The organism is Flavobacterium sp. SM2513, from assembly GCF_050908145.1.
Lineage (GTDB): Bacteria > Bacteroidota > Bacteroidia > Flavobacteriales > Flavobacteriaceae > Flavobacterium.
Genome location: NZ_CP194228.1, coordinates 2846369 through 2869451, shown reverse-complemented (window position 1 = coordinate 2869451; position 23083 = coordinate 2846369). Strand labels below are relative to the sequence as shown.

Annotated in this window: 23 protein-coding genes; 17 read left to right on the top strand and 6 right to left on the bottom strand. The window is 34.9% G+C overall.

What is annotated here, in order from left to right:
• Nucleotides 1-74: 74 nt before the first annotated feature.
• From ACQ5J2_RS12185 to ACQ5J2_RS12140, 10 genes are all read left to right on the top strand, one after another.
• Nucleotides 75-539 (top strand): hypothetical protein, encoded by a 465-nt coding sequence (locus tag ACQ5J2_RS12185; RefSeq protein ID WP_432670742.1) that lies wholly within the window; start codon nt 75-77, stop codon nt 537-539.
• Between the two features lie 10 nt (nt 540-549).
• Nucleotides 550-1050, top strand: coding sequence for a hypothetical protein (locus ACQ5J2_RS12180; RefSeq protein ID WP_432670741.1), 501 nt, complete (start codon nt 550-552; stop codon nt 1048-1050).
• A 2-nt stretch (nt 1051-1052) separates the two neighbouring features.
• The gene (locus tag ACQ5J2_RS12175; protein ID WP_432670740.1) at nt 1053-1538 is read left to right on the top strand and encodes a nuclear transport factor 2 family protein; all 486 of its coding nucleotides are present in this window, start codon (nt 1053-1055) and stop codon (nt 1536-1538) included.
• A gap of 64 nt (nt 1539-1602) precedes the next feature.
• Nucleotides 1603-3864, top strand: coding sequence for an acyl-CoA dehydrogenase (locus ACQ5J2_RS12170; protein WP_432670739.1), 2262 nt, complete (start codon nt 1603-1605; stop codon nt 3862-3864).
• Nucleotides 3865-3942: 78 nt separating this feature from the next.
• Nucleotides 3943-5298, top strand: a complete 1356-nt coding sequence (gene pepT, locus ACQ5J2_RS12165) for a peptidase T (RefSeq protein WP_432670738.1) — start codon at nt 3943-3945, stop codon at nt 5296-5298.
• Between the two features lies 1 nt (nt 5299).
• Entirely contained in the window at nt 5300-5881 is a 582-nt protein-coding gene (locus tag ACQ5J2_RS12160; RefSeq protein ID WP_432670737.1) for a YdeI/OmpD-associated family protein, read from the top strand.
• 761 nt (nt 5882-6642) lie between these two features.
• Entirely contained in the window at nt 6643-7041 is a 399-nt protein-coding gene (locus tag ACQ5J2_RS12155) for a DUF2452 domain-containing protein (RefSeq protein ID WP_432673311.1), read from the top strand.
• An 884-nt stretch (nt 7042-7925) separates the two neighbouring features.
• Nucleotides 7926-8885 (top strand): hypothetical protein, encoded by a 960-nt coding sequence (locus tag ACQ5J2_RS12150; RefSeq protein WP_432670736.1) that lies wholly within the window; start codon nt 7926-7928, stop codon nt 8883-8885.
• 69 nt (nt 8886-8954) lie between these two features.
• Nucleotides 8955-9401 carry a hypothetical protein gene (locus ACQ5J2_RS12145; RefSeq protein ID WP_432670735.1) on the top strand — a complete coding sequence of 149 codons (447 nt, stop codon included), beginning with the start codon at nt 8955-8957 and terminating at the stop codon, nt 9399-9401.
• Nucleotides 9402-9479: 78 nt separating this feature from the next.
• On the top strand, nt 9480-9935 hold the full coding sequence (locus ACQ5J2_RS12140; protein WP_432670734.1) for a hypothetical protein: 456 nt from the start codon (nt 9480-9482) through the stop codon (nt 9933-9935).
• A 69-nt stretch (nt 9936-10004) separates the two neighbouring features.
• On the opposite strand, the gene ACQ5J2_RS12135 is transcribed toward ACQ5J2_RS12140, so the two are convergent.
• Both ACQ5J2_RS12135 and ACQ5J2_RS12130 read right to left on the bottom strand, forming a co-directional pair.
• Entirely contained in the window at nt 10005-10883 is an 879-nt protein-coding gene (locus tag ACQ5J2_RS12135) for an IS3 family transposase (protein WP_432670543.1), read from the bottom strand.
• Nucleotides 10880-11179 (bottom strand): transposase, encoded by a 300-nt coding sequence (locus ACQ5J2_RS12130; RefSeq protein ID WP_432670545.1) that lies wholly within the window; start codon nt 11177-11179, stop codon nt 10880-10882. Before ACQ5J2_RS12130 ends, ACQ5J2_RS12135 begins: the two co-directional genes overlap by 4 nt.
• A gap of 133 nt (nt 11180-11312) precedes the next feature.
• Between ACQ5J2_RS12130 and ACQ5J2_RS12125 the strand changes: the two genes are divergently transcribed.
• Complete coding sequence (locus ACQ5J2_RS12125; protein WP_432670733.1) at nt 11313-11768, top strand: hypothetical protein; 456 nt, start codon at nt 11313-11315, stop codon at nt 11766-11768.
• 133 nt (nt 11769-11901) lie between these two features.
• On the top strand, nt 11902-13104 hold the full coding sequence (locus tag ACQ5J2_RS12120; protein ID WP_432670732.1) for a redoxin domain-containing protein: 1203 nt from the start codon (nt 11902-11904) through the stop codon (nt 13102-13104).
• A 111-nt stretch (nt 13105-13215) separates the two neighbouring features.
• On the opposite strand, the gene dnaK is transcribed toward ACQ5J2_RS12120, so the two are convergent.
• A complete protein-coding gene (dnaK, locus tag ACQ5J2_RS12115; protein ID WP_432670731.1) occupies nt 13216-15105 on the bottom strand; it encodes a molecular chaperone DnaK in 1890 nt (629 codons plus the stop codon).
• Nucleotides 15106-15495: 390 nt separating this feature from the next.
• On the opposite strand from dnaK, the gene ACQ5J2_RS12110 reads away from it, so the two are divergent.
• From ACQ5J2_RS12110 to ACQ5J2_RS12095, 4 genes are read left to right on the top strand one after another with little or no spacing between them, the layout of a single operon-like run.
• The gene (locus tag ACQ5J2_RS12110) at nt 15496-17421 is read left to right on the top strand and encodes a vWA domain-containing protein (RefSeq protein WP_432670730.1); all 1926 of its coding nucleotides are present in this window, start codon (nt 15496-15498) and stop codon (nt 17419-17421) included.
• Complete coding sequence (locus tag ACQ5J2_RS12105; protein ID WP_432670729.1) at nt 17418-18671, top strand: dihydroorotase; 1254 nt, start codon at nt 17418-17420, stop codon at nt 18669-18671. Before ACQ5J2_RS12110 ends, ACQ5J2_RS12105 begins: the two co-directional genes overlap by 4 nt.
• Before the next feature lie 2 nt (nt 18672-18673).
• Nucleotides 18674-18997, top strand: a complete 324-nt coding sequence (locus ACQ5J2_RS12100) for a DUF4870 domain-containing protein (RefSeq protein WP_432670728.1) — start codon at nt 18674-18676, stop codon at nt 18995-18997.
• 2 nt (nt 18998-18999) lie between these two features.
• Entirely contained in the window at nt 19000-19659 is a 660-nt protein-coding gene (locus tag ACQ5J2_RS12095) for an alpha/beta hydrolase (RefSeq protein WP_432670727.1), read from the top strand.
• A gap of 11 nt (nt 19660-19670) precedes the next feature.
• Here the strand turns inward: ACQ5J2_RS12095 and ACQ5J2_RS12090 are convergent, their stop codons facing one another.
• Both ACQ5J2_RS12090 and ACQ5J2_RS12085 read right to left on the bottom strand, forming a co-directional pair.
• Nucleotides 19671-20174 (bottom strand): hypothetical protein, encoded by a 504-nt coding sequence (locus tag ACQ5J2_RS12090; RefSeq protein WP_432670726.1) that lies wholly within the window; start codon nt 20172-20174, stop codon nt 19671-19673.
• Nucleotides 20175-20183: 9 nt separating this feature from the next.
• Nucleotides 20184-20948 (bottom strand): MBL fold metallo-hydrolase, encoded by a 765-nt coding sequence (locus ACQ5J2_RS12085; protein WP_432670725.1) that lies wholly within the window; start codon nt 20946-20948, stop codon nt 20184-20186.
• A 92-nt stretch (nt 20949-21040) separates the two neighbouring features.
• Between ACQ5J2_RS12085 and ACQ5J2_RS12080 the strand changes: the two genes are divergently transcribed.
• Nucleotides 21041-22501, top strand: a complete 1461-nt coding sequence (locus ACQ5J2_RS12080; RefSeq protein ID WP_432670724.1) for a TonB-dependent receptor — start codon at nt 21041-21043, stop codon at nt 22499-22501.
• A 71-nt stretch (nt 22502-22572) separates the two neighbouring features.
• On the opposite strand, the gene ytxJ is transcribed toward ACQ5J2_RS12080, so the two are convergent.
• Nucleotides 22573-22959, bottom strand: coding sequence for a bacillithiol system redox-active protein YtxJ (ytxJ, locus tag ACQ5J2_RS12075; protein ID WP_432670723.1), 387 nt, complete (start codon nt 22957-22959; stop codon nt 22573-22575).
• Between the last annotated feature and the right edge of the window lie 124 nt (nt 22960-23083).

The following is a 23083-nucleotide window of genomic DNA, read 5'->3' as shown; positions in this document are numbered from 1 at the left end:
TTATTTTAGGCGTCTTTGCTTTTAAATTAACCAATTAATGTTAAATTTAAAAAATAAACAAACCTTAATACACAATGAAGAGACTACTTTTATTAACCTGCATCCTTTTATTCATTGGCTGTAAGACTAAACAAAAGGCCGTTGAAGAAAAACGTCCCACCTTTTCCGTTACAGCTCCTGAGACAATTCCTTCCGACCTAAAGTCAAAGGCTTATTCCTTAGGCAAACGCATTTTAATGACCTGCAACACCTCTAAATTTAAACCCTTTACTACTGACGAAGCTACGGCATCCGTAATCAGCAATACCACTCAAGAACGATTGACCAAGGTGTGCCATAAATTCCGTGTGAAATACGGAGATTTCAAAGACATCTATCTTTCAGAAGTACTGAAAAACAATAGAGACGGCAGCTATACCTTTCGCTACAAAGCCAAATACGAACGCGACTTCGTGACCAAAGAATTACGCGTCACTATGGACAAAAACCAGAAAGTGTCTGCCATAAAATCTACGGATTGGGTCGATAAATTCAATTAACAACTCCCAAATGACCAAACTACTTCAGTACCTTTTCCTCTCTTTAACCTTCGCTTTTACAGCATTTGCACAAGAGAAAGCCTCTCTTTCCACTCCATCGTGGTCATTTATGAGTGATTCCTACAGTTATTCAGGAATTCTTGACGTACAAATCAATAAAGACAATAAAGGCGGCATCGTACAACTGCAACTGCAAGTTTCAGACCCCTCTTTTTACATTGGTGGCAACGTTTACCTCTTTCTGGAAGACGGGAATGTAATTACATGCACGGACAAAAATATCCGAAGCGTTTCAGGTAAGAATATACAAGCGTCTTATGTCATTACACCAACTGAGGTGGCTTTATTAAAGAAACTAAAGCTCACCGATGTCCGTTTTAGAATCATTGGAAACGCCACCGACTTTTCCAGTCCTACCGGTTTCTTTACCGCAAGTAACAGGATTCGCTCTTTTGGCTTGCCTGACAAAACTTTTGACACCGTTGCAGCAATCAATCAATTATTCAACTAAATATGAAACCCAACGAACAAATTCTCGAAGAATTCTATTCTGGTTTTGCTGCCGCCAATAGCGATACCATGAACAGCTGTTACCATCCCGAAGTCGTGTTTCAAGATCCCGTTTTCGGCACCCTGGAAAGTAAGGACGTGCGGGACATGTGGGAAATGCTCATTGCCAAAAGTAACGGCAAGCTTATTATAAAATTCAGCAACGTGGTCTCTAATGGTACAACGGGAAGCGTAGATTGGGTTGCTAATTACACTTTTAGCACCACCAACCGCCATGTGAGAAACGTAGTGCACGCTCAATTTGAATTCAAGGACGGTTTAATCATTCGCCATACGGATACTTTTGACCTTTACCATTGGTCCAAACAGGCCTTAGGCATTAAAGGCACACTCTTAGGCTGGACACCTTTCTTTAAACGAAAAATACAACAAACGGCATTGCAATCCTTACGTGCCTTTCAACGAAAAAAAGAAAAGGAACTTAATTAACACTTCTTTAAAATTAGTGCTTTTATATATTGTCTAAATTTAGGCAACTTATAAAAGCATTTTTATGTCAACACCTAAGACCCGTCTGTTTTTACCTTTAATATACATCGTATGGTCTGATGATTTACTCACTGCCGACGAATTCAATATACTCTCTCGCTTTATTCAAAAGCAAAGTTGGCTCTCTGAGGACGAAAGAACGTTCTTAGAGAGCCAACTTCATTTGGCTTCACCCCCATCGCGTATCGAATTAAACGCGTGGCGTGCCGAAATAGCCCAAACCGTAGCCGTTAATCCTACCTTGCTAAGTCTGTTTGATTTGCAACTCAAAGTATCACAAGACCACTCTTTGATTGCACACCAAAGTGCTTTTGAAGTACTCGAACAAAACCTCGGTATTTTAGGCGCTGAAGCCTTAAAATTATTTACGGCTAATAAAGAAAATCAAACGTACAATTACGAAACCAACTCTACATTCGATGTACCCACACTAACCGCCATTTTAGACGGAAGTGTTGCCAATGCAATCAACGAAGTCAAAGAAGTAATAAGCAGTAAGGCATTTACTTACGAAACTTCAACTGATGTAACCGTTTACCGTGAAAAAGTGTTAGAATGGTGCCGCATTTTAGCCCAACGTGACCTTGGTAATCGTGCCTATCCCAAAGAATATGGCGGTGGTGGCAACCTTGCAGAATATTTTGCCATCATGGAAACACTCAGTTTTCACGATTTAAGTTTAGTCATCAAGTTTGGAGTGCAATTTGGATTGTGGGGAATGAGCATCAACTCGCTTGGAACAGAAAAGCATTTCAAAAAATACCTCGCTAAAGTAGGCTCACTTGAACTTCCCGGCTGTTTTGCCATGACGGAAACCAATCACGGCTCTAATGTAAAAGGGTTGCAAACCACTGCCACCTACAATCACGCCACTAAAACCTTTTTAATCAGCACGCCTACGCCAAAAGACCAAAAGGAATACATTGGTAACGCTGCTAATCACGGAATAATGGCAACTGTTTTTGCCAAACTTATCATTGACGACGTTGATTATGGCGTGAATGCCTTTATAGTTCCCATTCGTGCCGAAAATGGCGCCTCTTTGCCCAATGTAACCATTGGCGATTGCGGTTTAAAAATGGGGCTTAACGGGGTAGACAACGGTACCTTGTCTTTTCACAACGTTGAAATCCCTTACGACAACATGCTTGACAAATTTGCTACTATTGACGAAAATGGCGCCTTCTCAAGTCCGATTCCTAGTGACAACAGACGCTTTTTTACCATGCTTGGCACCCTTGTAGGCGGTCGAATAGGCATTCCACGGTCGGCACTTTCAGGAGCAAAGTCGGGGCTTGCCATTGCAATTCGTTATGGCGACCAGCGGCGACAATTTGGCCCAGAAGGAGGCTCAGAGATTCCCATCTTGAACTACCGTATGCACCAACGACGCCTCTTTCCTCCTTTAGCGAAGGCCTATGCTTTACATTTTGCACTGCGTTACCTCACCCAACGATTCATTGACAAAAAACCGGAAGAAATGCAGGAAATTGAAGCCCTTGCTGCCGGACTTAAATCCTACACCACTTGGTTTGCAACAGCAACGCTTCAGGAATGCCGCGAAGCTTGTGGCGGTAAAGGCTACTTGAGTGAGAATCGAATAGACGCTCTTAAGAATGATACGGATGTGTACACCACTTTTGAAGGCGATAACACCGTATTAATGCAACTGGTAGCAAAAAATAGATTGTCAGTCTTCAGAAAACAAGTGTCTGACATGAATGCAATGGACAAAGTAAGCTATGTATGGAACCAAACCAAGGTTTATTTGAGTGAGAAAAACCCTTTTATTACACGGGACACCAATGAACAACACCTGCTGGACCCCGCATTTCACATCAATGCATTTTATTACAGAGAGCACGAAATTGTAACATCGGCTGCTAAAAGATTAAAGAAGTTAATAGACTCTGGACTCGACCCTTACGATGCTTTTAATGTAGCACAACATCAACTAATTGATGTTACCAAGGCTTATCTAGAACGGGTAGTTCTTGAGCAGTTTCTCGACAAGATTGCTGCTACAAGTGACGCTTCCGCAAAAGCAATCTTGACCAAATTAGCCCAACTATTTGCGCTTTCAACGATGGACGAAAACAAAGCATGGTATCTGGAAAACGACTATTTAACAACGGTAAAAACAGTAGCCATTCGTAAAACGGTAAACCAACTGTGTTGGGACATTCGACCCGATGCCGTGGCACTTGTAGATGCCTTTGGTATCCCTGAATCCTGCCTTGCAGCCCCTATTTCGCAGAAAAAGTAAAAATCACTACACACACAAAGTATCGAAAACGTATCTTTGTCTTTTATAACACGATCAATCTTTAAAAATAATAGAATAATGCAACATTTAATAGACCGTTTTATCAGTTATGCGATAATTGATACCGAAGCAGACCCCAATTCAGACACTACACCAAGTTCAATGAAACAACACGTCCTGGCTGACTTACTTGTAAAAGAGTTGACCGATATAGGAATGACAAACGTTTCAAAAGACAAAAACGGGTATGTCATGGGAACCTTGCCTAGCAACGTAGACCACGAAGTGCCAACTATTGGATTCGTTTCTCACTTTGATACAACGCCCGATTTTACAGGTTTAAACGTACGTCCGCAAATTGTAACCAACTATGACGGTGGTGATATCGTACTTAATGCCGAACAAAACATCATACTTTCTCCTAATTACTTCGAGGATTTATTAATGTACAAAGGTCAAACCATTATTACGACCGATGGAACGACTTTACTGGGTGCTGACGACAAAGCAGGACTTACTGAAATCGTTTCGGCAATGGAACACCTTATTAAAAACCCGTCTATCAAGCACGGAACCATCATGGTAGGCTTTACACCCGATGAGGAAATTGGTAGAGGTGCCGACCTTTTTGATGTCGAGAAATTTGGTGCCAAATGGGCTTACACTATGGACGGAAGTCAAGTGGGTGAGTTGGAATACGAGAACTTTAATGCGGCTGGAGCCAAATTAATTTTCAAAGGAAAGAGCGTTCACCCGGGTTATGCCAAGGGTAAAATGATAAATTCAATGCTGCTTGCCAATAAATTTGTAAGTAAGTTGCCTAAAGGCGAAACTCCCGAAGAAACAACCGGTTATGAAGGCTTTTATCACGTGCATCATTTAGATGGAAGCATCGAGGAAAGCATTGTAGAGCTAATCATTCGTGATTTTGACCCTAAAAGCTTCGAAAAACGCAAACGAAAAGTACAAAAATTAGCCGATAAGCTCAATAAAAAGTACGCAAAACAGTTTGGTGAAGACATCGTTTCCGTTGAAATCACAGACCAGTACTTTAATATGAGAGAGAAGGTAGAACCAATGAAATACATCGTTGATTTAGCCGAAATGGCAATGAAAGATGTAGGCATCAAGCCACTTATAAAGCCAATTCGTGGCGGTACAGACGGCTCTAAGCTCTCTTACATGGGGCTTCCTTGCCCTAATATCTTTGCTGGTGGACATAATTTTCACGGTAAATACGAATACCTTCCGGCTGAAAGCATGCAAAAAGCGGTCGACGTAATTATTCGCATCGCTGAACTGACTGCATCTACTGATTTAAAAGCTTTAGAGGCAAACAGTTCGATTGACAAGAAGCCTAAAAAAGATAAAAAGAAAGGCGACAAGAAAAAAGAAAAAAAGGACAAGAAAATGGTCTTGATAAACAAGAAATAAATTGGAAGACAAGCAACCTATTGATAATGGGACAACAAAATGGCATGAAGAGTTAGAAATTCTTCATGCCATTATTGCTAAAACCCAACTCACAGAGACGAAGAAGTGGGGCGTGCCTGTGTTTACCCACAACGGGAAAAACGTGGTAGGCATTGTGGGTTTTAAAAACCACTTTACGCTTTGGTTTTACCAAGGCGTGTTTCTAAACGACCCGGCTCAGGTGCTTATTAATGCCAACGAGGAAGCTACTAAAGCCTTACGGCAATGGCGTTTTTCTGCAATGAATGAAATTAATGAAACACTGATACTCGCTTACATCAACGAGGCGATAGAAAATGTAAATCTGGGCTTACAATTAAAACCATCGCCTAAAAAGAAGGTAGTAGATGCCCTACTTCAAGAGGTTCTGGAAAAGGATAAGCAACTTGAGGAGCATTTTTTGCAGTTTACGCCTGCAAAACAGAACGAGTTTATGGAGTTTATTGCTGCTGCAAAAAGAGATGCCACTAAATGGACCCGAATTGAGAAAATCAGACCCCTTATTTTGTCCAATAAAGGATTGAATGACGCGTATAAGAAGTAATCTACCATAAATGGAATGCAATATTACCTCGTCATTGCGAGGAACGAAGCAATCCTATAAACGAATACGACAACCATGCCCAACAACATGCACTTCCTATTTTCATTTCTCCAACACTTACCTTACCCCCAAACCTATCAATTACAGAAAATTCCTTCCTTCCTCAAAATGACCAAGCATCTAAAAAGCAATTACCTCGTCATTGCGAGGAACGAAGCAATCCTATAAACGAATACGACAACCATGCCCAACAAAATGCACCTCCTATTTTCATTTCTCCAGCAATAACCCTACCCCCAAACCTATCAATTACAGAAAATCCCTTCCTTCATCAAAATGACCAAGCACATAAAAAGCAATTACCTCGTCATTGCGAGGAACGAAGCAATCCTATAAACGAATACGACAACCATGCCCAACAAAATGCACCTCCTATTTTCATTTCTCCAACAATAACCCTACCCCCAAACCTATCAATTACAGAAAATCGCTTGCTTCATCAAAATGACCAAGCACATAAAAAGCAATGACCTCGTCATTGCGAGGAACGAAGCAATCCTATAAACGAATACGACAACCATGCCCAACAAAATGCGCCTCCTATTCTAAATTACCCCCCTTAAACTTTTAATTTTGTTTAACGATTGTACAAATACTTTAAACCTTTTTTTGTTTTACCTTTACGTCCAGCAATCTTTTGCGTACTGATTTCACTTGTACGCAACCCAATGCCAGAATCATTCAACGCTAAACCCAAATACATGGAAGATAAGAAACCCGATAATGTAGTGTACTCAAAAACAGAAGGCTATAATGCACATCTTTTGCCCTATGCTACCAATGTAGGCGCGCCTGTCATCAAAATAGACGACCTTGTTTCCTGGAAAAGCAGAGGGATTATGAATGTAAACAAGGAACTCGAACATAAATTCAATGAGCTCAAGGTTCAATACGAACGACTCATGGAAGAATACGAGTGGAACGCCTTAGTATATGAAGCTAAGTTCTCTTTTGAACCCGTTATAGGCGAAATATACCACTTGTACCGCAGTGCAGATGGCTCTTATTTCCTTTCACTCATAGGCCCCACCGAATGGAACAAAGAGCATGTGGCTACACTGCAACTCAACAGCAATAAAAAGTGGATTCATTTGGGTTAAGCACATCGTGACCCTATTGATGCAGTACCTGCATTCATTTAATATGTACTACATCTTATTTTTATCAAACGTAATCGTATAAAAGACGCCACCGATTTCATATCTGTAACGTCTTTTTTTATTGTTTTATATTTGGATGTGAAAAAGAAGTGCTTCTACTCTATTTTACAAGTACTTTAATTCATTTTATAAGTCTTTAAACGTATTTTAAAACGTTCTAATGGCATTGTAAAAATCTTAAATGCCATTTTAGTACAATGGGATTCTATTAAAATAGAACGAGAATACATTAAAAGCAAATGCGTCCTAATTAATGCAGCATTGTTTTCTATTAAAATTAAAAGGGTATTGATAAAATAAAAAAGGTTTTCAATTAAAGCAAAATGATTTGTAATTAAAGTCAAATGGTTTTCAATTAAACCTGAAAGGGATGCAATTAAAAAGGAATGGTTTGTAATTAATTTATTTTAATGGCATCTCACGGCTTTTTTATGCAATACAATTCAATTTTTATTGCCAATTCTATTTATTAAGTGCAGACTAATTTTGGTTTAATGATTCTTCATTTTACTTTATTAGTACCTAAATACGTTTTAATTGTAATTTATTAAACATTGAAAACAGTCAAAATTTATTAAAATAGATTCAATTTTACTTAAAAACGACTTCATGCCAAAACAGTTTTGGCACTTGGCAAAAAATATTCAAAACCAAGTAAAAAGATAAAAACCCTTGTATTTATAAGTCTTTCAGAAATGACATCAATAACAATTTGGGTAAATACCAATAACATTACTACTATATGATTAAAATGAAAGCATATAATTTAATTTCGTATTTATAAATTTATTAATTTTGAGTAAGAAATTTCTAAATGTGATGTTATGTTAAAAACGCAAAGAAATAATTACAACATGTTTCTTGCAGTAGAACACTGCTTTAACACCCGCCCAGACGCATGGAATACCAATGTACCGGTATCAGCAACCAAAAATAAATTTAGTGCATTGCTTAAAAATCTTGAAGAGCATCTTAGGATTCAACTAGAAAACAATACAGGAATTGCAATTGATAAATTAACGCTTCGTAAAAGCCTTCAAAATCAAGGATATCAGCTATCAGCAGCGGCAAGTGTTTATGCTTTGCAAGCTCCTAAAATTGAATTTTATAATAAAATACATTTTATAAAGTCCCATTTTATTTTATTGCGCGACCTGGAACTTCAAAGTCTATGTACCGACTTATCAAGGGATTGTGCTACTGAAACAGAGCACCTTATCCCCTACGGAATTACAGCAGAGACGTTTGCAACCTTTGACGCCGACATTAAAAAGTTTGCACTAATCAAAGTTTTACCAAAAGAAATGTATGAAAACAGGAAGCGTGCTACAGCAGCGCTAGCGGTATTGATTAGAGAGATAACCACACTTCTTACGACGCAAATGGATGCGTTAATGGTGGGACTTAATACTACAGCACCTGAATTTGTAGGGATTTATAAGAACTTAAGAAAAATTAAACATGTAAGAGTAACTGCTTTAAGCCTGATAACGAAAGTTATTAATGCTACAACTGGCCGTCCAATTAAGGGTGCTACGTTAATAGTGGTTGGTACTTTAGTTAAAAGAGTGAGTACCCAAAAAGGAGGAAATACTGTTTTACATTTATCAGAAGGAGTGCATGAAATTAAGGTGTCACACAACAATTATAAATCTGAAGTTGAAAAATTTACAATAATTAAAGGTTTAGCAACGCATTTAATTATAAAATTACAGCCTTTAGGACAATTTGCAAAGGGATTAAAACCTTTAAATAAAAGTACTGATCGTAAAAAGTTGAAGTAACGGCAAACCACGACGGTGTAAAAACCCTCCGAGGATTTGGCAGGATTAAGTTAAATTAAGAAAGAAGGAATGAAAACGAAATATACAGATAAAATTTTGAAGTTTGTAGCGGGTACAATGAGCAAAGAAGCGTTTTATAAATGGCAACTAAAACAACCTTTACTAGAACAAGCTGAAATTTTAAGGGCACTTAAAACTGAAATGGAAGCCTATCATAAAAAAAGAAACAGTACTGCTTTTGATTCAAAAAAATTTGAAACTGAAATAGATGCATTTGAAGATTTAGTTTTAACACACAAGCTTTCGATTGAAATGCTTTCGATTGAAAAAGAAAGTGCTAAAACACAGCAGCAAAAACTAATGGAAGATTTGGTCCGAATGCGGGCTGCAACTTTGTTTCTTTTTATTCATAAAAAAGCACCTATTGCTTTATTAATGGAAACCGCTGAAAAATTGATTGCAACGGAAAAACAATTTGACATGTACGACCCTGAAAATTGGAAAGAGATGTTTTAAATGACTGCTATCAAACCCTCGAAGGATTTAAAACCCTTCAAGGGTTCTGTAAAGTGGAATTAGATAAAAAAATAAGGTATGAAAACGAAATATACAGATAAAATAGTTGCTTTATTAGACGAAGAAATATCTTTTGAAACGTTTGAAAATTGGTATACTATGCTTGATTTCTTAGAGCAACCTGATATTTTAAGAGAACTGAAAGCGATAATAGAAGAACGCTATGATGTAAATAAAACTACATTTGCAGCATCTAAAATATTTGAAAATGAAATAAATGCGTTTGAGGATTTAATATTGACTCACAAGCTTTCAAAAGAAATGCGTGCCATAGAAAAAGAAAATACCAAGACTCAAAAGCAAAAACTGATGGAAGATTTGGTTAGACTAAGAATTCAAACTATATTTTTATTTACAAATAAGAAAGCCCCGATAGCATTATTAATAGAAACTGCTAAAAAATTGATTGCAACTGAAAAACTATGTGGAATACATGACCCTGAAAACTGGAAAGTTTTTGATGAATTACTATGAGAATCTAAATTAAGGACGTTCGATGTTACAAATAAGGTTTGGATATGCAAATAAAAGATGGAGTTTAAGTTAAGCGACATTTTTATAATTATTTGATTGATTGTTAAATTCCTTTATTGTCATGTATTTCAAAGCTGAATGTCTTCTTTTTTGATTGTACCAGAGTTCAATGTATTCAAAAACTTGAAGTTTCATTTGTTCTTTTGAAATGAGCTTATTGCCGTAGATTAATTCCGTTTTTAAAGATTTAAAAAAGCTCTCTGCCACTGCATTATCCCAACAATTTCCTGTTCTACTCATGCTTCGAGTTACTTTATATGAGTCTAAAACATTTGCAAATTTGTTGTTAGCATATTGGACACCTCGATCAGAATGAAAAATTAATCCATTTTGCACATTTCTGTTTCTAATTGCCATTTTCCATGATGCTAGAGTTGTTTCATTTGTACTCATTCCATCACTTAAGCTCCAGCCGATAATTTTTCTGTCATACAAATCCATTACCGTTGTTAAATACAAAAATCCTTCTTTAGTGTGAATATATGTAATGTCTGAAACCCATGCTTTTGATGGCTGAGAAACCAAAAATTGTCTGTTTAACACATTCTCAACAAGTAAATAATTATGTTTAGAATCAGTGGTAATCTTAAATTTTTTACTCAACTTACTTTTCAAACCAAGTTCTCTCATATATTTTGCAACTGTAATTCTTGAAATCTGAAACCCTAAAATATTTAATTCCATTGTTATTCGTGGACTACCATAGCGCTGTTTGGATTCAAAATAAAGGGATGTAATTTTTTCTTTTAAAACATTCATTTTCTGAAGTCGCTTAGAAATGGCAGCGATTTTCCACCGGTAATAGCCACTTTGGCTGACTTTTAAAACTTTACACATTTTTTCAATCGGAAATATTTTTGCATGATTTTTAATAAAATCAAATATCATCGACCGCTCTTGGAAAAAATGCCCACTGCTTTTTTTAATATATCTCGTTCTAATTCAGCTTCTTTCAACTTTGCCTCTAATTCGCTAATTAGTTTTTGTTCTGATGTTTGTTTTAAAATTCCATTACCAGGAAAGCTACCAGCACCAAACTTATCGTAATCCTTACGCCACTTATAAAGCATACTAACACGAATACCTAATTCTCTGGCTAATTCAGTTATGTTGGAACGTTCATTGCTTAGTTCTACAGCTTTTATTTTAAACGCTGCGTCATAAATTTTTCTCTCTTTTGTCATAAGTTAAAATTAAGGTTTTTTCTCTTAACTTAAACTCCCAGCTAAATTAGTACATCCAGTTTCACTAAAACCCTCGAAGAGTTCAAAACCCTTCGAGGGTTATGTAAAGTTGAATTAGATAATAAAATAAGGGATGAAAACGAAATACAGTGCAAAAATAAGACAACTTCTTGAAGGAAAATTGGATGAGGAGGATTTTAAAACTTGGCTTCAAGAACAACCATTGCTTGACCAAGCCGAAATTTTTAGAGAAATAAAAGCTACGGTAGAAGCTGAAGTGCCATCAGAGCTACTGGAAGAATCAGAAATTTCAACTCTTGATGAAAGTATTGATGCTTTTGAAGAACAAATATTGGAAGTTAAACTCAATCAGGAACTAGATGCTTTAAAAGACAAAGAAATAGAGAAAAAAAAAGAGGAACTAGCCGATGCATATGAAACGCTAAGAGCAAGTATAATTGCCAGTATAAATGAAGGAAATGGAGATGCAGAAGGTAACAAGACATTGATTAGACAAATGATTGCTAACGAGAAAAAATTTAACATCTATTACCCTGAAAAGTGGAAAGATGTGTTAGGGATGCTTTGAGAAAGACGATTAATGAAATTTTATTTAGGATTCATGAACCTTCACTAAAAATAAATAGAAAGTGTTTTTAGTAGAACGAATGTACTATTTAGTTATTTTAAACGTTTTTAATGATGAATTTAAACACTTTTTGATGAGAAAGAAACCCTTAATACTTTTATCATTCCTGTTTCTACTGCAATTTGTTTCATTTGGTCAAATTGCAAAAGTAGGACAGCAAGTACCTAATTACACGTTTACTAAAACCTTAAACAATGCTTCCAAACCAATAGTCTTAAAAAAATTAAAAGGAAAGATTATAGTACTAGAGTTTTGGGCAACATGGTGTAGCCCTTGCATTGCAGAAATGCGAAAACTAGAGGAACTTCAAAAGGATTTTGGCACTAAAATAGAGGTAATCGCTGTTTCGGAAGAGCCTTTAGTACGACTTGAAAAGTTTCTTGATGTAACAAAAAGCAATTTGAAGATAGTGTCGGACACCAACCATCGGGCAGTATTTCCTTACAAAGTGATTCCACACGCACTAATAATAGACCAACACGGTATTGTGAGAGCCATAACGAATCCGAAGGAAATAACTAAAGAAGTCATCACAGATATACTCAATAATAAAGTAATTGAACTCGAGCTAAAAGATGATTTTGTTGAGGTAGCTTATAAAATGAAGTATGACACAATTAAGCAAGTGTCAAACTCCGATTACAGAATCTACTTGAGTGGATATGATGTCAATAAGAGTCCAGGTATTTCAGAAAAGAAAAACATTTTAGGGAATATCAATGGAATAGAAGTGAATAACAGTTCATTAATACGGCTCTACCTTTCACTTTTTGATACAACGATGAGTAGGCTACTGTTTCAAGATGGATTAACTATGGATGACTTTCCTTATAAAAAAGAAAACTTATATAATTTTTCGGTAGAGGTTTCGCAAGAACGAGAATTAACATGGAAAGAATTGAGTGTAAACTTTCTGAATTCAAATCTAAGTTATAAAATAGAAGAAACGATAGACTCTCTAATTTGTTATGAAATAAAAGATATTGATAAAATACTTAAAAATTCGAAATCATCTAACTCAGAAATAAGTTTCGGTGGACTGATTTATAAATCCAAAGGAGGAAAGTTAAGTGAGCTAGTAAAATATATTGAGGATTTTACAGATATACCCGTTCTAGACCATACAAATTTAGATGGCTATTTTGATATCAACCTACAGTGGCAACTGGAAGACCCACAAACCATAAATAGAGAGTTGAAGAAGTACGGTTTACTTTTAGAGCGGTCAAAGAAAAAACTACCCGTTACAATTTTAAAGCTGCATAGAAATGAATAATGCATATTTAAAAACTATTTATAACGGCTCTTTCATTAAAATTAGCGCATAAAAAAACCGAGTTATTACTAACTCGGTTTTATATTAAAAACAATTCTAATTAATTAGAACTTATTTTACTTCTTCGTAATCAACGTCTTGAACATTGTCACCTTCTGGAGCGTTAGCTTCTGGTTGAGCCCCTTGAGCTTGTCCTGCATCTCCTTGAGCATACATTGCTTCCGTTGCAGTTTTCCAAGCAGCATTGATATTGTCAAGTGCAGTTTGAATAGCATTTACGTCTTGGTTTTCATGAGCTAAACGTAACTCAGTTAAAGCCATTTCGATTGCAACTTTGTGCTCGTCTGTTAATTTATCACCAAGCTCTTTCAATTGACTTTCAGTTTGAAAGATCATAGAGTCTGCTTCGTTCAATTTTTCAGCTCTTTCACGAGCTAATTTGTCAGCACCAGCGTTAGCTTCTGCGTCTTTTTTCATTTGTTCGATTTCGTCAGCTGTCAAACCAGAAGAAGCTTCGATACGGATATCGTGAGATTTTCCTGTTCCTTTGTCAGTAGCCGAAACTTTGATGATACCATTAGCATCAATATCAAAAGTAACCTCAATTTGAGGAACTCCTCTTGGTGCTGGTGGAATACCGTCTAAGTGAAAACGACCGATTGTTTTGTTGTCAGTAGCCATCGCTCTTTCTCCTTGCAAAACGTGAATTTCAACCGATGGTTGAGAATCAGCAGCTGTAGAGAAAACTTGTGATTTTTTAGTTGGAATAGTTGTGTTAGACTCGATTAATTTAGTCAAAACACCACCCATAGTTTCGATACCTAAAGATAAAGGTGTAACGTCAAGTAACAATACATCTTTTACATCTCCAGATAAAACTCCACCTTGAATAGCTGCTCCAATAGCAACAACTTCATCAGGATTAACTCCTTTAGATGCTTTTTTACCAAAGAATTTTTCTACTTCGTCAGCGATTCTTGGCATACGAGTTGAACCTCCTACAAGAATAACTTCGTCAATATCAGAAACAGATAAACCTGCATCTTTTAATGCTTTAGCAACTGGCTCCATAGAACGTTTTACTAAAGAATCAGTTAATTTTTCGAACTGAGAACGAGATAATTTTTTAACTAAGTGTTTTGGTCCTGAAGCCGTAGCTGTAACGTATGGCAAGTTGATTTCAGTTTCTGAAGAAGAAGATAATTCAATCTTCGCTTTTTCAGCAGCTTCTTTCAAACGTTGCAATGACATTGGATCCAAACGTAAGTCAATACCTTCTTCAGCTAAGAAATCTTTTGCTAACCAGTCAATAATTTCATGGTCAAAATCATCTCCACCTAAGTGTGTATCTCCATTTGTAGACAATACTTCAAAAACTCCGTCTCCTAATTCAAGGATAGAAATATCAAAAGTACCACCACCTAAATCGTAAACAGCAATTTTTTGGTCTGAACCTTTTTTATCTAATCCGTAAGCAAGTGCAGCTGCAGTTGGCTCATTGATGATACGCATTACTTTAAGACCTGCAATTTCACCCGCTTCTTTCGTAGCTTGACGTTGTGCATCATTAAAGTAAGCAGGAACAGTAATAACTGCTTCAGTAACTGTTTGACCTAAATAGTCTTCAGCTGTTTTTTTCATTTTTTGAAGAGTCATTGCTGACAATTCTTGTGCTGTATATAAACGACCGTCAATATCCACACGAGGTGTATTGTTGTCTCCTTTTACTACTTTGTACGACATTCTTTTTGCTTCACCTGTAGTTTCAGCAAAAGTGTGTCCCATAAAACGTTTGATAGAAGCGATTGTTTTGGTAGGATTAGTTACTGCTTGTCTTTTTGCAGGATCTCCCACTTTAATTTCGCCACCTTCTACAAATGCAATGATCGATGGTGTTGTTCTTTTTCCTTCTGAGTTAGGGATTACAACTGCTTCACTACCTTCCATTACAGACACACATGAATTCGTTGTTCCTAAGTCAATACCAATTATTTTACCCATTATTATATTAATTTAATTTATAATTTTTTTTATTATCCACTCAAAAGCAATCATTGTGCCATTGGAAATAAACTTATAAATTGTCAGTTACATTGATTTACAAGCATTAAATAGCTGACAAGATGACATTTTAATCTTTGTTTAATTTTCAAATAGTGAAATTATAAGACAAACCTTCTATTTGTTAATCAGTAAAAATGTCACCTTATATAATATGATATCGGCTTTCGCCAAATTTATACAGTGTTAAATGACTATAAATACATAAGTTTGTACTTTTTATGATTTTAAAACTATTTTACAAGGCTACAAAATAAAAAGTAGTATTTTTGACAAAGAAAAATTCAGTTGCTTTTCTGAAATAATCCATTTGAGTAAACTAAAATTAGAATGCAGTTCAAACATCCCGAAATTCTTTACTTTCTCTTCTTGTTGCTTATTCCAATTTTGGTTCACCTTTTCCAATTGCGACGTTTTAAGAAAGAATATTTTACCAACGTTCAGTTTTTAAAAGAACTTAGCCTTCAAACCCGAAAAAGTTCGCAGATTAAAAAATGGCTTTTATTAGCAACACGTTTACTGATTTTAACCGCTTTAATTTTTGCTTTTGCGCAACCTTTTTTTGAAGCCAAAGACTCGAAAGCAGTTACAAACGAAACCTATATAGTAGTAGACAATTCGTTTAGTATGCAAGCTCAAGGTCAGAAAGGTCCGTTATTGAAACGTGTTTTAGAAGATTTGCAGCAACACATTCCCGAAAACCAAAATTTTTCACTCATTACTTCTTCTGAAAATTATTGGAACACAGATATAAAATCGGTTCAGAAAGAAATTCAGAATTTGAATTACAGTTCTTCTGAATTTTCTTTAAATCAAGTGCTTTCGCAAATAAAATCTAAAAAGACTCCGTATCAAAAAGACGTTATCATCATTTCAGATTTTGTAAATGCAGATGCAAATGCTTTAGAAAAAATAGACAAGGAATTCAACACGTTTCTAGTTCCTGTAAAAGCGGAAAAGAAAAATAACATTTCCATTGACAGTGTTTTCATTAAGGAAACAACCGACAAATTCTATGAAATTGGGTTCCAACTGACGAATTACGATTTAGAAAAAGCTGAGATTCCATTGGGAATTTACAATGAAAATAAGCTTATTGCCAAATCAGTTGTAAAGTTCGACACCAATAAAAAAGTAGCGTTTTTCACACTTCCCAAACAAGCATTTAATGGGTATGCCTCCATTGAAGATAATGGTTTGACTTACGATAATGAATTGTTTTTCAGTATTTCCGAACCTAAAAAAATCAATGTTTTGAGTATTGGTTCATTGGATAAAAGTAAATTTTTATCTAAAATTTACAATGTGAATGAATTCAATTACTCAAATGTTGAATTAAATGCTTTAAACTATAATTTACTTGAAAAGCAAGAAGTTATTATTTTGAATGAGCTGTCTGAAATCCCACAAGCATTACAAACTACCTTGACTGATTTTGCGAAAAAAGACGGTTCAGTGATTGTCATTCCATCTTCAGGAACAAATACTGAGGAACTTAATAATTGGCTAAAACACATTGGAACTATTCGGTTTTCTAAAGTTGAAAATGCTAAAAAATTGATTACAAAAATATCTTTTTCACATCCTTTATATAAGAACGTTTTTGAAAAAAATGTGACTAATTTTCAATTTCCAAGTGTCAATCAGTATTTTCAAATGAGCACTACTTCTGCACCTGTTTTAAAATTTGAAGATGAAACACCTTTTTTAACTGCAATCGGAAAAGTATATGTGTTTTCAGCGGCTTTGAATAAGGAAAATAGTAATTTTCAAAATTCACCATTGATAGTTCCTACCTTTTATAATATGGCACAAAACACCAATCGTTCGGGAATTTCTGCAATGCATATTGGTGTTGAAAATCCATTGACTATCGATGCTCAACTTCAGAAAGATGAAATTTTAAAAGTAAGACAAAGCACTTCGGCTGATGCAATTGAATTTGTACCTTCGCAACAAATTTCGAATAATAAAGTGCAAATGACATTTGACAACGCCCCAGAAATTGCTGGAAATTATGGTGTTTTTCAAAATGAAAAAATTCTGCAAAACATTAGTTTTAATTATCCACGAACTGAAAGTAATTTAGATAATCCAATAACAGATTTAAGCAAATATAAAGTTGAAAATACTATAGAATCAATCATTGACACCTTACAAACCGACCGAACCAACAATGAAATTTGGAAGTGGTTTGCCATTTTAACCTTACTTTTTTTAATCACGGAATTGTTTATTCAAAAATTTGTAAAATGAATCTAATCCTACGAAAAGCTAAAATAATTGATGCTAAAAGCTCTTTTCACAATCAAATTGTGGATGTTGAAATAGCGGATGGCATTTTTAAAAATATTGGAAAAAATCTAGAAAATAAAAGCAATTTTCAAGAAATTGAATTAGAGGATTTACACGTTTCGCAAGGTTGGTTTGATTCGAGTGTTTGTTTTGGCGAACCTGGTTTTGAAGACCGAGAAACCATTACAAATGGATTAAATGTTGCTGCAAAAAGTGGGTTTACCGGAGTCGCTTTGCAACCCAACTCCTCACCTATTACCGACAATCAATCGCAAATTAATTTTGTAAAAACAAAAGCAACTGGTTTTGCAACTGATTTATTTCCAATTGGCGCTTTGACCAAAAACAGCGAAGGAAAAGATTTAGCCGAGTTATATGATATGAAAAATGCTGGAGCTATAGCTTTTAGCGATTATAATAGAAATATTGATAATGTCAATTTGTTGAAAATTGCATTACAATATGCACATGACTTCGATGGTTTGGTTATCGCCTTTTCTCAAGAGCCCAATATTAAAGGTTCAGGAGTTATGAATGAAGGAATTGTTTCAACACGTTTGGGATTAAAAGGGATTCCTGCTTTAGCCGAAGAATTACAGATTGCTAAAAATCTTTTTATCCTTGAGTATACTGGTGGAAAGTTACATATTCCAACCATTTCAACAGCAAAATCAGCTCAATTGATTCGAGAAGCTAAAGCCGATGGTTTACAAATAACATGTAGTGTTTCTGTTCACCATTTGGTATTGACGGATGAAAAATTGGAAACATTTGATACACGATTTAAAGTTTCGCCTCCATTAAGGATTGAATCTGACAGAAAAATTTTGCTTGAAGCCGTAAAAGATGGGACAATTGATGTCATTACTTCCGACCATAATCCTATCGATATTGAACATAAAAAGATGGAATTTGATTTGGCAAAAAATGGAACTATCGGATTAGAGTCTGCTTTTGGAGCATTAATGACAGTTCTTCCTTTAGACGTTATTGTTGAAAAATTAACTGCCGGACGACAATTGTTTTTACAAAATAAAAATACAATTGAAATCAATAAACCTGCAACCATTACGTTATTTTCAACATCAGAAAATTACGTTTTTACAAAAGAAAATATACTATCAAAATCAAAAAATTCGGCCTTTCTTGGAACAGAATTAAAAGGAAAAGTCTACGGAATTTATAACAATCAAAAATTAGTTTTAGCTTAAATATGGAAACAATTCAAGAAGGAAAAAAAATAGCAACAATAAGCTACATCACTATTATAGGGACAATTATCGCTTTTACAATGAATAGTGAAAGGAAAAATGATTTTGCTGCATTTCATATTCGTCAAGCGTTGGGAATTTTTATAACATTTTTTGCGTTTGGTTACATAATCGGATATTTTAATAGTTGGATGATAACTTCAGCATTTTGGGTATTCATTTTTGTACTTTGGATGTATGGTTTTTTAGGCGCTTTAGAAGGTAAAAAAAGACTAGTTCCGATTGTTGGTCCTTTGTATCAAAAACTATTTAAATCCAAAAATTAAGCATGAAACTATCATTAGAATACCTCATTCGAGAGCCAAAAATAAAAACAGATAAAAATCCACTAATCCTATTATTACACGGTTACGGAAGCAATGAACAAGATTTATTCTCGTTTGCGAGTGAATTACCTGAAGAATATTATGTAATTTCTGCAAGAGCACCTTATGATTTACAATATGGAAGTTATGCTTGGTATGCGATTAATTTTGATGCCAATGAAAATAAATTTTCTGACCACGATCAAGCGATGGAATCTCGTGATTTAATTGCTAATTTCATTGACGAATTAATTAAAAACTACCCTATTGATCCAGAACAAGTAACCTTATTGGGCTTTAGTCAAGGAACTATTTTAAGTTATTCAATAGCACTTTCCTACCCCGAAAAAGTACAACGCGTTGTAGCTTTAAGTGGTTATTTAAATGAAGAAATAATTGTGGAAAATTATAAAAACAATAATTTTTCAAATCTGCAAATGTTTGTTTCTCACGGTTCAGTTGATCAAGTGATTCCTGTAGATTGGGCAAAAAAAGCACCGGGAATTTTGGATTCTTTACATATTCCAAATTCTTTCAAAGAATATCCCGTAGGTCATGGAGTTACTCCGCAAAACTTTATTGATTTGAAAAATTGGTTAGAAAAAACAAAAAGTTCCATTTAGGAACTTTTTGTTTAGCGTTTTGTATAAATAACAGTTTCAGCAGTTTCAAATGAAACCGTCTTATCATCGTTAATAAAATATTTAATAATTGCTTCTCCCCAAATAGTTCCATCGTTAAAATCGGCAATAATCCAACGATGGTTTAAAACTTTTGCTTTATTAATGATAAATTTTCTTTCATTTAATTTCTCAAACCCCGTATACGGATTTCCTTCTGGCTTGTCGTTGAAAGAAATCAGCTGGTCTTTCACAAAAGGAATCAATTTGCGGTAGTCTAAAATTTCGCCTGTCGCTTTATTTTCAAAATAATCTTGTGCATTTTGATTGGTTTCTAATGAAAAATAATTAGCGTCAAATAAATCGTTACCCATGATATTGATGGAGTCGTGTAATTTCTTATCCAATTTCACGTAGCGTTCTTTCTCAAATTTCTGGTCTTTTGTGAAATAGGCATAAGTAAAGACGTTAAACAATAGCGCCAAAATAAAAAGGTATAATAAAAGCGATTTTTTCATAAAATATAATTAAATAGTAATTTCTAAATTGTCAAAAGCCAAGAATACATTCTCGGGAAGTTCATTTTGAATGGCTTCGTGCAGCCCGAAGTTATGGCTAATATGTGTCAAAAATGTTTTTCCAGGATTCACTTTTTTAATAAAACCTAGAGCCTCCTCTAAATTAAAATGCGTTGGATGAAATTCTTTTCTCAAAGTATTAATAACCAATACTTTGACTTCTTTAATTTTTTCGATTTCTGAATCTTCCATCGTTTTAACATCTGTTAAATACGCAAAGTCTCCAATGCGGTATCCAAATACCTGTAAACCACCATGAGAAGCATTTATCGGAACAATTTTTTGGTTTTTAACTAAAAATGGTTCGTCTTTGTCAACTGCCATTGGTAAAACGGATGGAGCACCTGGGTACTTATTTTCGGTTCTAAAAATATAATCAAAACGATTTGCTAAATTTTCCAAAACCCGTGGATGACCATATAAAGGAATATCTCCTTGTTTGAAATAGAACGGTCGAATATCATCAAGTCCTGCCGTATGATCAGCGTGTTCATGTGTAAAGAGCACTGCGTCCATTTTTAAACAACCGGATTTCAACATTTGATAGCGGAAGTCAGGGCCACAATCAATGACAACTGAAAAATTTTCATCATACACCCAAATCGATACACGAAGCCTTTTGTCTTTCGGATCAGCACTTTTGCATACAGCGTCGTCGCATCCAATAACAGGAATGCCTTGAGAAGTTCCGGTACCTAAAAAATAAACGTTCAAAAGAAATAATTTTTTTACAAAAATAAGATAAAAATCGTTCTTTGATGCCCTATTTTGTTAACTTTGTACTTACTAAAATGCAACTTATTTTCATGGATACTGAAATAATATTGAAAGGTGATAAAGTCATCGAACAAATTCCTTCTATAAAAGACAAGGCACTTCGAATTAATTTGAACGAAAACATTTACGGTACTTTTGCCGAAATTGGTGCTGGACAGGAAACTGTTAGACATTTTTTTAGAACGGGTGGTTCATCAGGAACCATAGCGAAAGCAATGTCCGCTTACGACAAAGATTTTAGCGATTCTATTTATGGAATAGAATCGGACGGTCGTTATGTAACGGAAAGTCGTTTGAAAAAAATGCTTTCGCACGAAGTAAATTTAATTGAAGCTCGTTTAAATCGCGAAAAACATCCACATAAAATGTTTTTTAGTTATGCAAATACTGTTGCTACAATTGATTTCGCAAAGCAATTTAAAGGCCATGGGTGGGTTGGAATTCGTTACCAATTAGACGCCGATCAAGAATATAATGAAATAATTATCCACATTCGTTTTAAAGAAATGGATGCTCGGTTGCAACAAGAAACGCTAGGTATTTTAGGGGTAAATCTAATTTACGGTGCTTTTTATAAATATAATGATCCTAAAAAATTATTACGCTATTTATATGATCATTTGGACAAAGACCAGTTGGAAATTGACACGATAAATTTTTCAGGGCCACTTTTTACTGATGTTGACAATCGTTTGATGAGTTTACAATTGGTTAAAAATGGAATGACTGACGCAGTAATGTTTAATCCTGATGGACATAATATTTTGCCTGCTTCTATTCTATACAAGAAGAATATTCTTGCATTAAGAGGAAGTTTCCGTCCAGTTACCAAGGTAAATATTGACATGTATGAGAAATCATTCAAAATGTTTATTCAGGAAAACAAAGTGGAAGAGGAAAACACCTTGGTTATTTTTGAAATTACACTTTCAAACCTTCGCTCGGAAGGAGAAATTGACGAGCGTGATTTTATGGATCGAGCCGAACTTTTATGTTCACTTGGCCATACCGTAATGATTTCAAATTTCCAAGAATACTATAAAGTAGTTGAATATTTCTCTAATTATACCAAGGCTCGAATGGGTCTGGCCATGGGAGTTAACAATCTTATTGATATTTTTGACGAAAAATATTATCGTCATTTAAGCGGAGGAATTCTTGAAGCTTTTGGAAAATTATTTTACCGCGATTTAAAAGTGTTTTTGTACCCTATGGAAGATGAAGATGGAACATTAATCAATTCTGAAAATTTAAAAGTGCATCCACGAATGAAGGAATTATATAAATTCTTTAAATTTAACGGTAAAGTAATTGATATTGAGGAAGTTGATGACAAAAATTTACAAATATTCTCGCGAGAAGTTCTGAAAATGATCAGCAAAGGAAACCCAGGCTGGGAAGCTATGCTACCAACAGGAATTGCGGAAATGATTAAAGAAGACCATCTTTTTGGATATGGAGAAATAAAGACACTTGAAAAGAGCCTTTAAATTCTACGAAATACATTAAATAATAATCTCCCATTCTAACAAGTAGTTTGGGAGATTTTTTTTAAAATTTTCTAAACAAATCGCTTCAATGATTCTGCGTCAATGCTGTCATGTGACGCATCATAAATTGTCTTTCCGTCTTTCACAACAACCATTTGAGGTGATTGATGGGTAACACCAAAACGTTGCGCAATTTCGTTTGAAATGGGTCGGTATTCTATCAAGTCTAAAAAATAAAGCTCCATATCTTCTTGTGGAATATCGTATGTATTCTCGAACTGTTTTAATACAAAACGACTGATGCTGCAACGGGTACTGTGTTTAAATAAAACAACCGTTTTCTCCTTTGAAAGTTGTTCAGCAGCGTCCAAATCTTCCATTGATTCTAAATAATTCCACTGTAATTTTGAACTTGATTTTTCTTCACTTTTTCCAAACATTCCTTTAAATATACCCATTTTGTCAGTTTTTATGCCAATTTGTCGTTAAATTCAAATTAAATAATAGCGAAATGTCACTAATTTTACTATGGAATGCAAATTGACCTCCTATAATCAAAGTTAAATAAATAATCTTTAAATA

Excerpts from the sequence above, each read along its gene's own strand:
- ACQ5J2_RS12185 (WP_432670742.1), top strand. The coding sequence starts at position 75 with ATGAAGAGACTACTTTTATTAACCTGCATCCTTTTATTCATTGGCTGT.
- ACQ5J2_RS12180 (WP_432670741.1), top strand. The coding sequence starts at position 550 with ATGACCAAACTACTTCAGTACCTTTTCCTCTCTTTAACCTTCGCTTTT.
- ACQ5J2_RS12175 (WP_432670740.1), top strand. The coding sequence starts at position 1,053 with ATGAAACCCAACGAACAAATTCTCGAAGAATTCTATTCTGGTTTTGCT.
- ACQ5J2_RS12170 (WP_432670739.1), top strand. The coding sequence starts at position 1,603 with ATGTCAACACCTAAGACCCGTCTGTTTTTACCTTTAATATACATCGTA.
- pepT (WP_432670738.1), top strand. The coding sequence starts at position 3,943 with ATGCAACATTTAATAGACCGTTTTATCAGTTATGCGATAATTGATACC.
- ACQ5J2_RS12155 (WP_432673311.1), top strand. The coding sequence starts at position 6,643 with ATGGAAGATAAGAAACCCGATAATGTAGTGTACTCAAAAACAGAAGGC.
- ACQ5J2_RS12150 (WP_432670736.1), top strand. The coding sequence starts at position 7,926 with ATGTTAAAAACGCAAAGAAATAATTACAACATGTTTCTTGCAGTAGAA.
- ACQ5J2_RS12145 (WP_432670735.1), top strand. The coding sequence starts at position 8,955 with ATGAAAACGAAATATACAGATAAAATTTTGAAGTTTGTAGCGGGTACA.
- ACQ5J2_RS12140 (WP_432670734.1), top strand. The coding sequence starts at position 9,480 with ATGAAAACGAAATATACAGATAAAATAGTTGCTTTATTAGACGAAGAA.
- ACQ5J2_RS12135 (WP_432670543.1), bottom strand. The coding sequence starts at position 10,883 with ATGATATTTGATTTTATTAAAAATCATGCAAAAATATTTCCGATTGAA.
- ACQ5J2_RS12130 (WP_432670545.1), bottom strand. The coding sequence starts at position 11,179 with ATGACAAAAGAGAGAAAAATTTATGACGCAGCGTTTAAAATAAAAGCT.
- ACQ5J2_RS12125 (WP_432670733.1), top strand. The coding sequence starts at position 11,313 with ATGAAAACGAAATACAGTGCAAAAATAAGACAACTTCTTGAAGGAAAA.
- ACQ5J2_RS12120 (WP_432670732.1), top strand. The coding sequence starts at position 11,902 with ATGAGAAAGAAACCCTTAATACTTTTATCATTCCTGTTTCTACTGCAA.
- dnaK (WP_432670731.1), bottom strand. The coding sequence starts at position 15,105 with ATGGGTAAAATAATTGGTATTGACTTAGGAACAACGAATTCATGTGTG.
- ACQ5J2_RS12110 (WP_432670730.1), top strand. The coding sequence starts at position 15,496 with ATGCAGTTCAAACATCCCGAAATTCTTTACTTTCTCTTCTTGTTGCTT.
- ACQ5J2_RS12105 (WP_432670729.1), top strand. The coding sequence starts at position 17,418 with ATGAATCTAATCCTACGAAAAGCTAAAATAATTGATGCTAAAAGCTCT.
- ACQ5J2_RS12100 (WP_432670728.1), top strand. The coding sequence starts at position 18,674 with ATGGAAACAATTCAAGAAGGAAAAAAAATAGCAACAATAAGCTACATC.
- ACQ5J2_RS12095 (WP_432670727.1), top strand. The coding sequence starts at position 19,000 with ATGAAACTATCATTAGAATACCTCATTCGAGAGCCAAAAATAAAAACA.
- ACQ5J2_RS12090 (WP_432670726.1), bottom strand. The coding sequence starts at position 20,174 with ATGAAAAAATCGCTTTTATTATACCTTTTTATTTTGGCGCTATTGTTT.
- ACQ5J2_RS12080 (WP_432670724.1), top strand. The coding sequence starts at position 21,041 with ATGGATACTGAAATAATATTGAAAGGTGATAAAGTCATCGAACAAATT.
- ytxJ (WP_432670723.1), bottom strand. The coding sequence starts at position 22,959 with ATGGGTATATTTAAAGGAATGTTTGGAAAAAGTGAAGAAAAATCAAGT.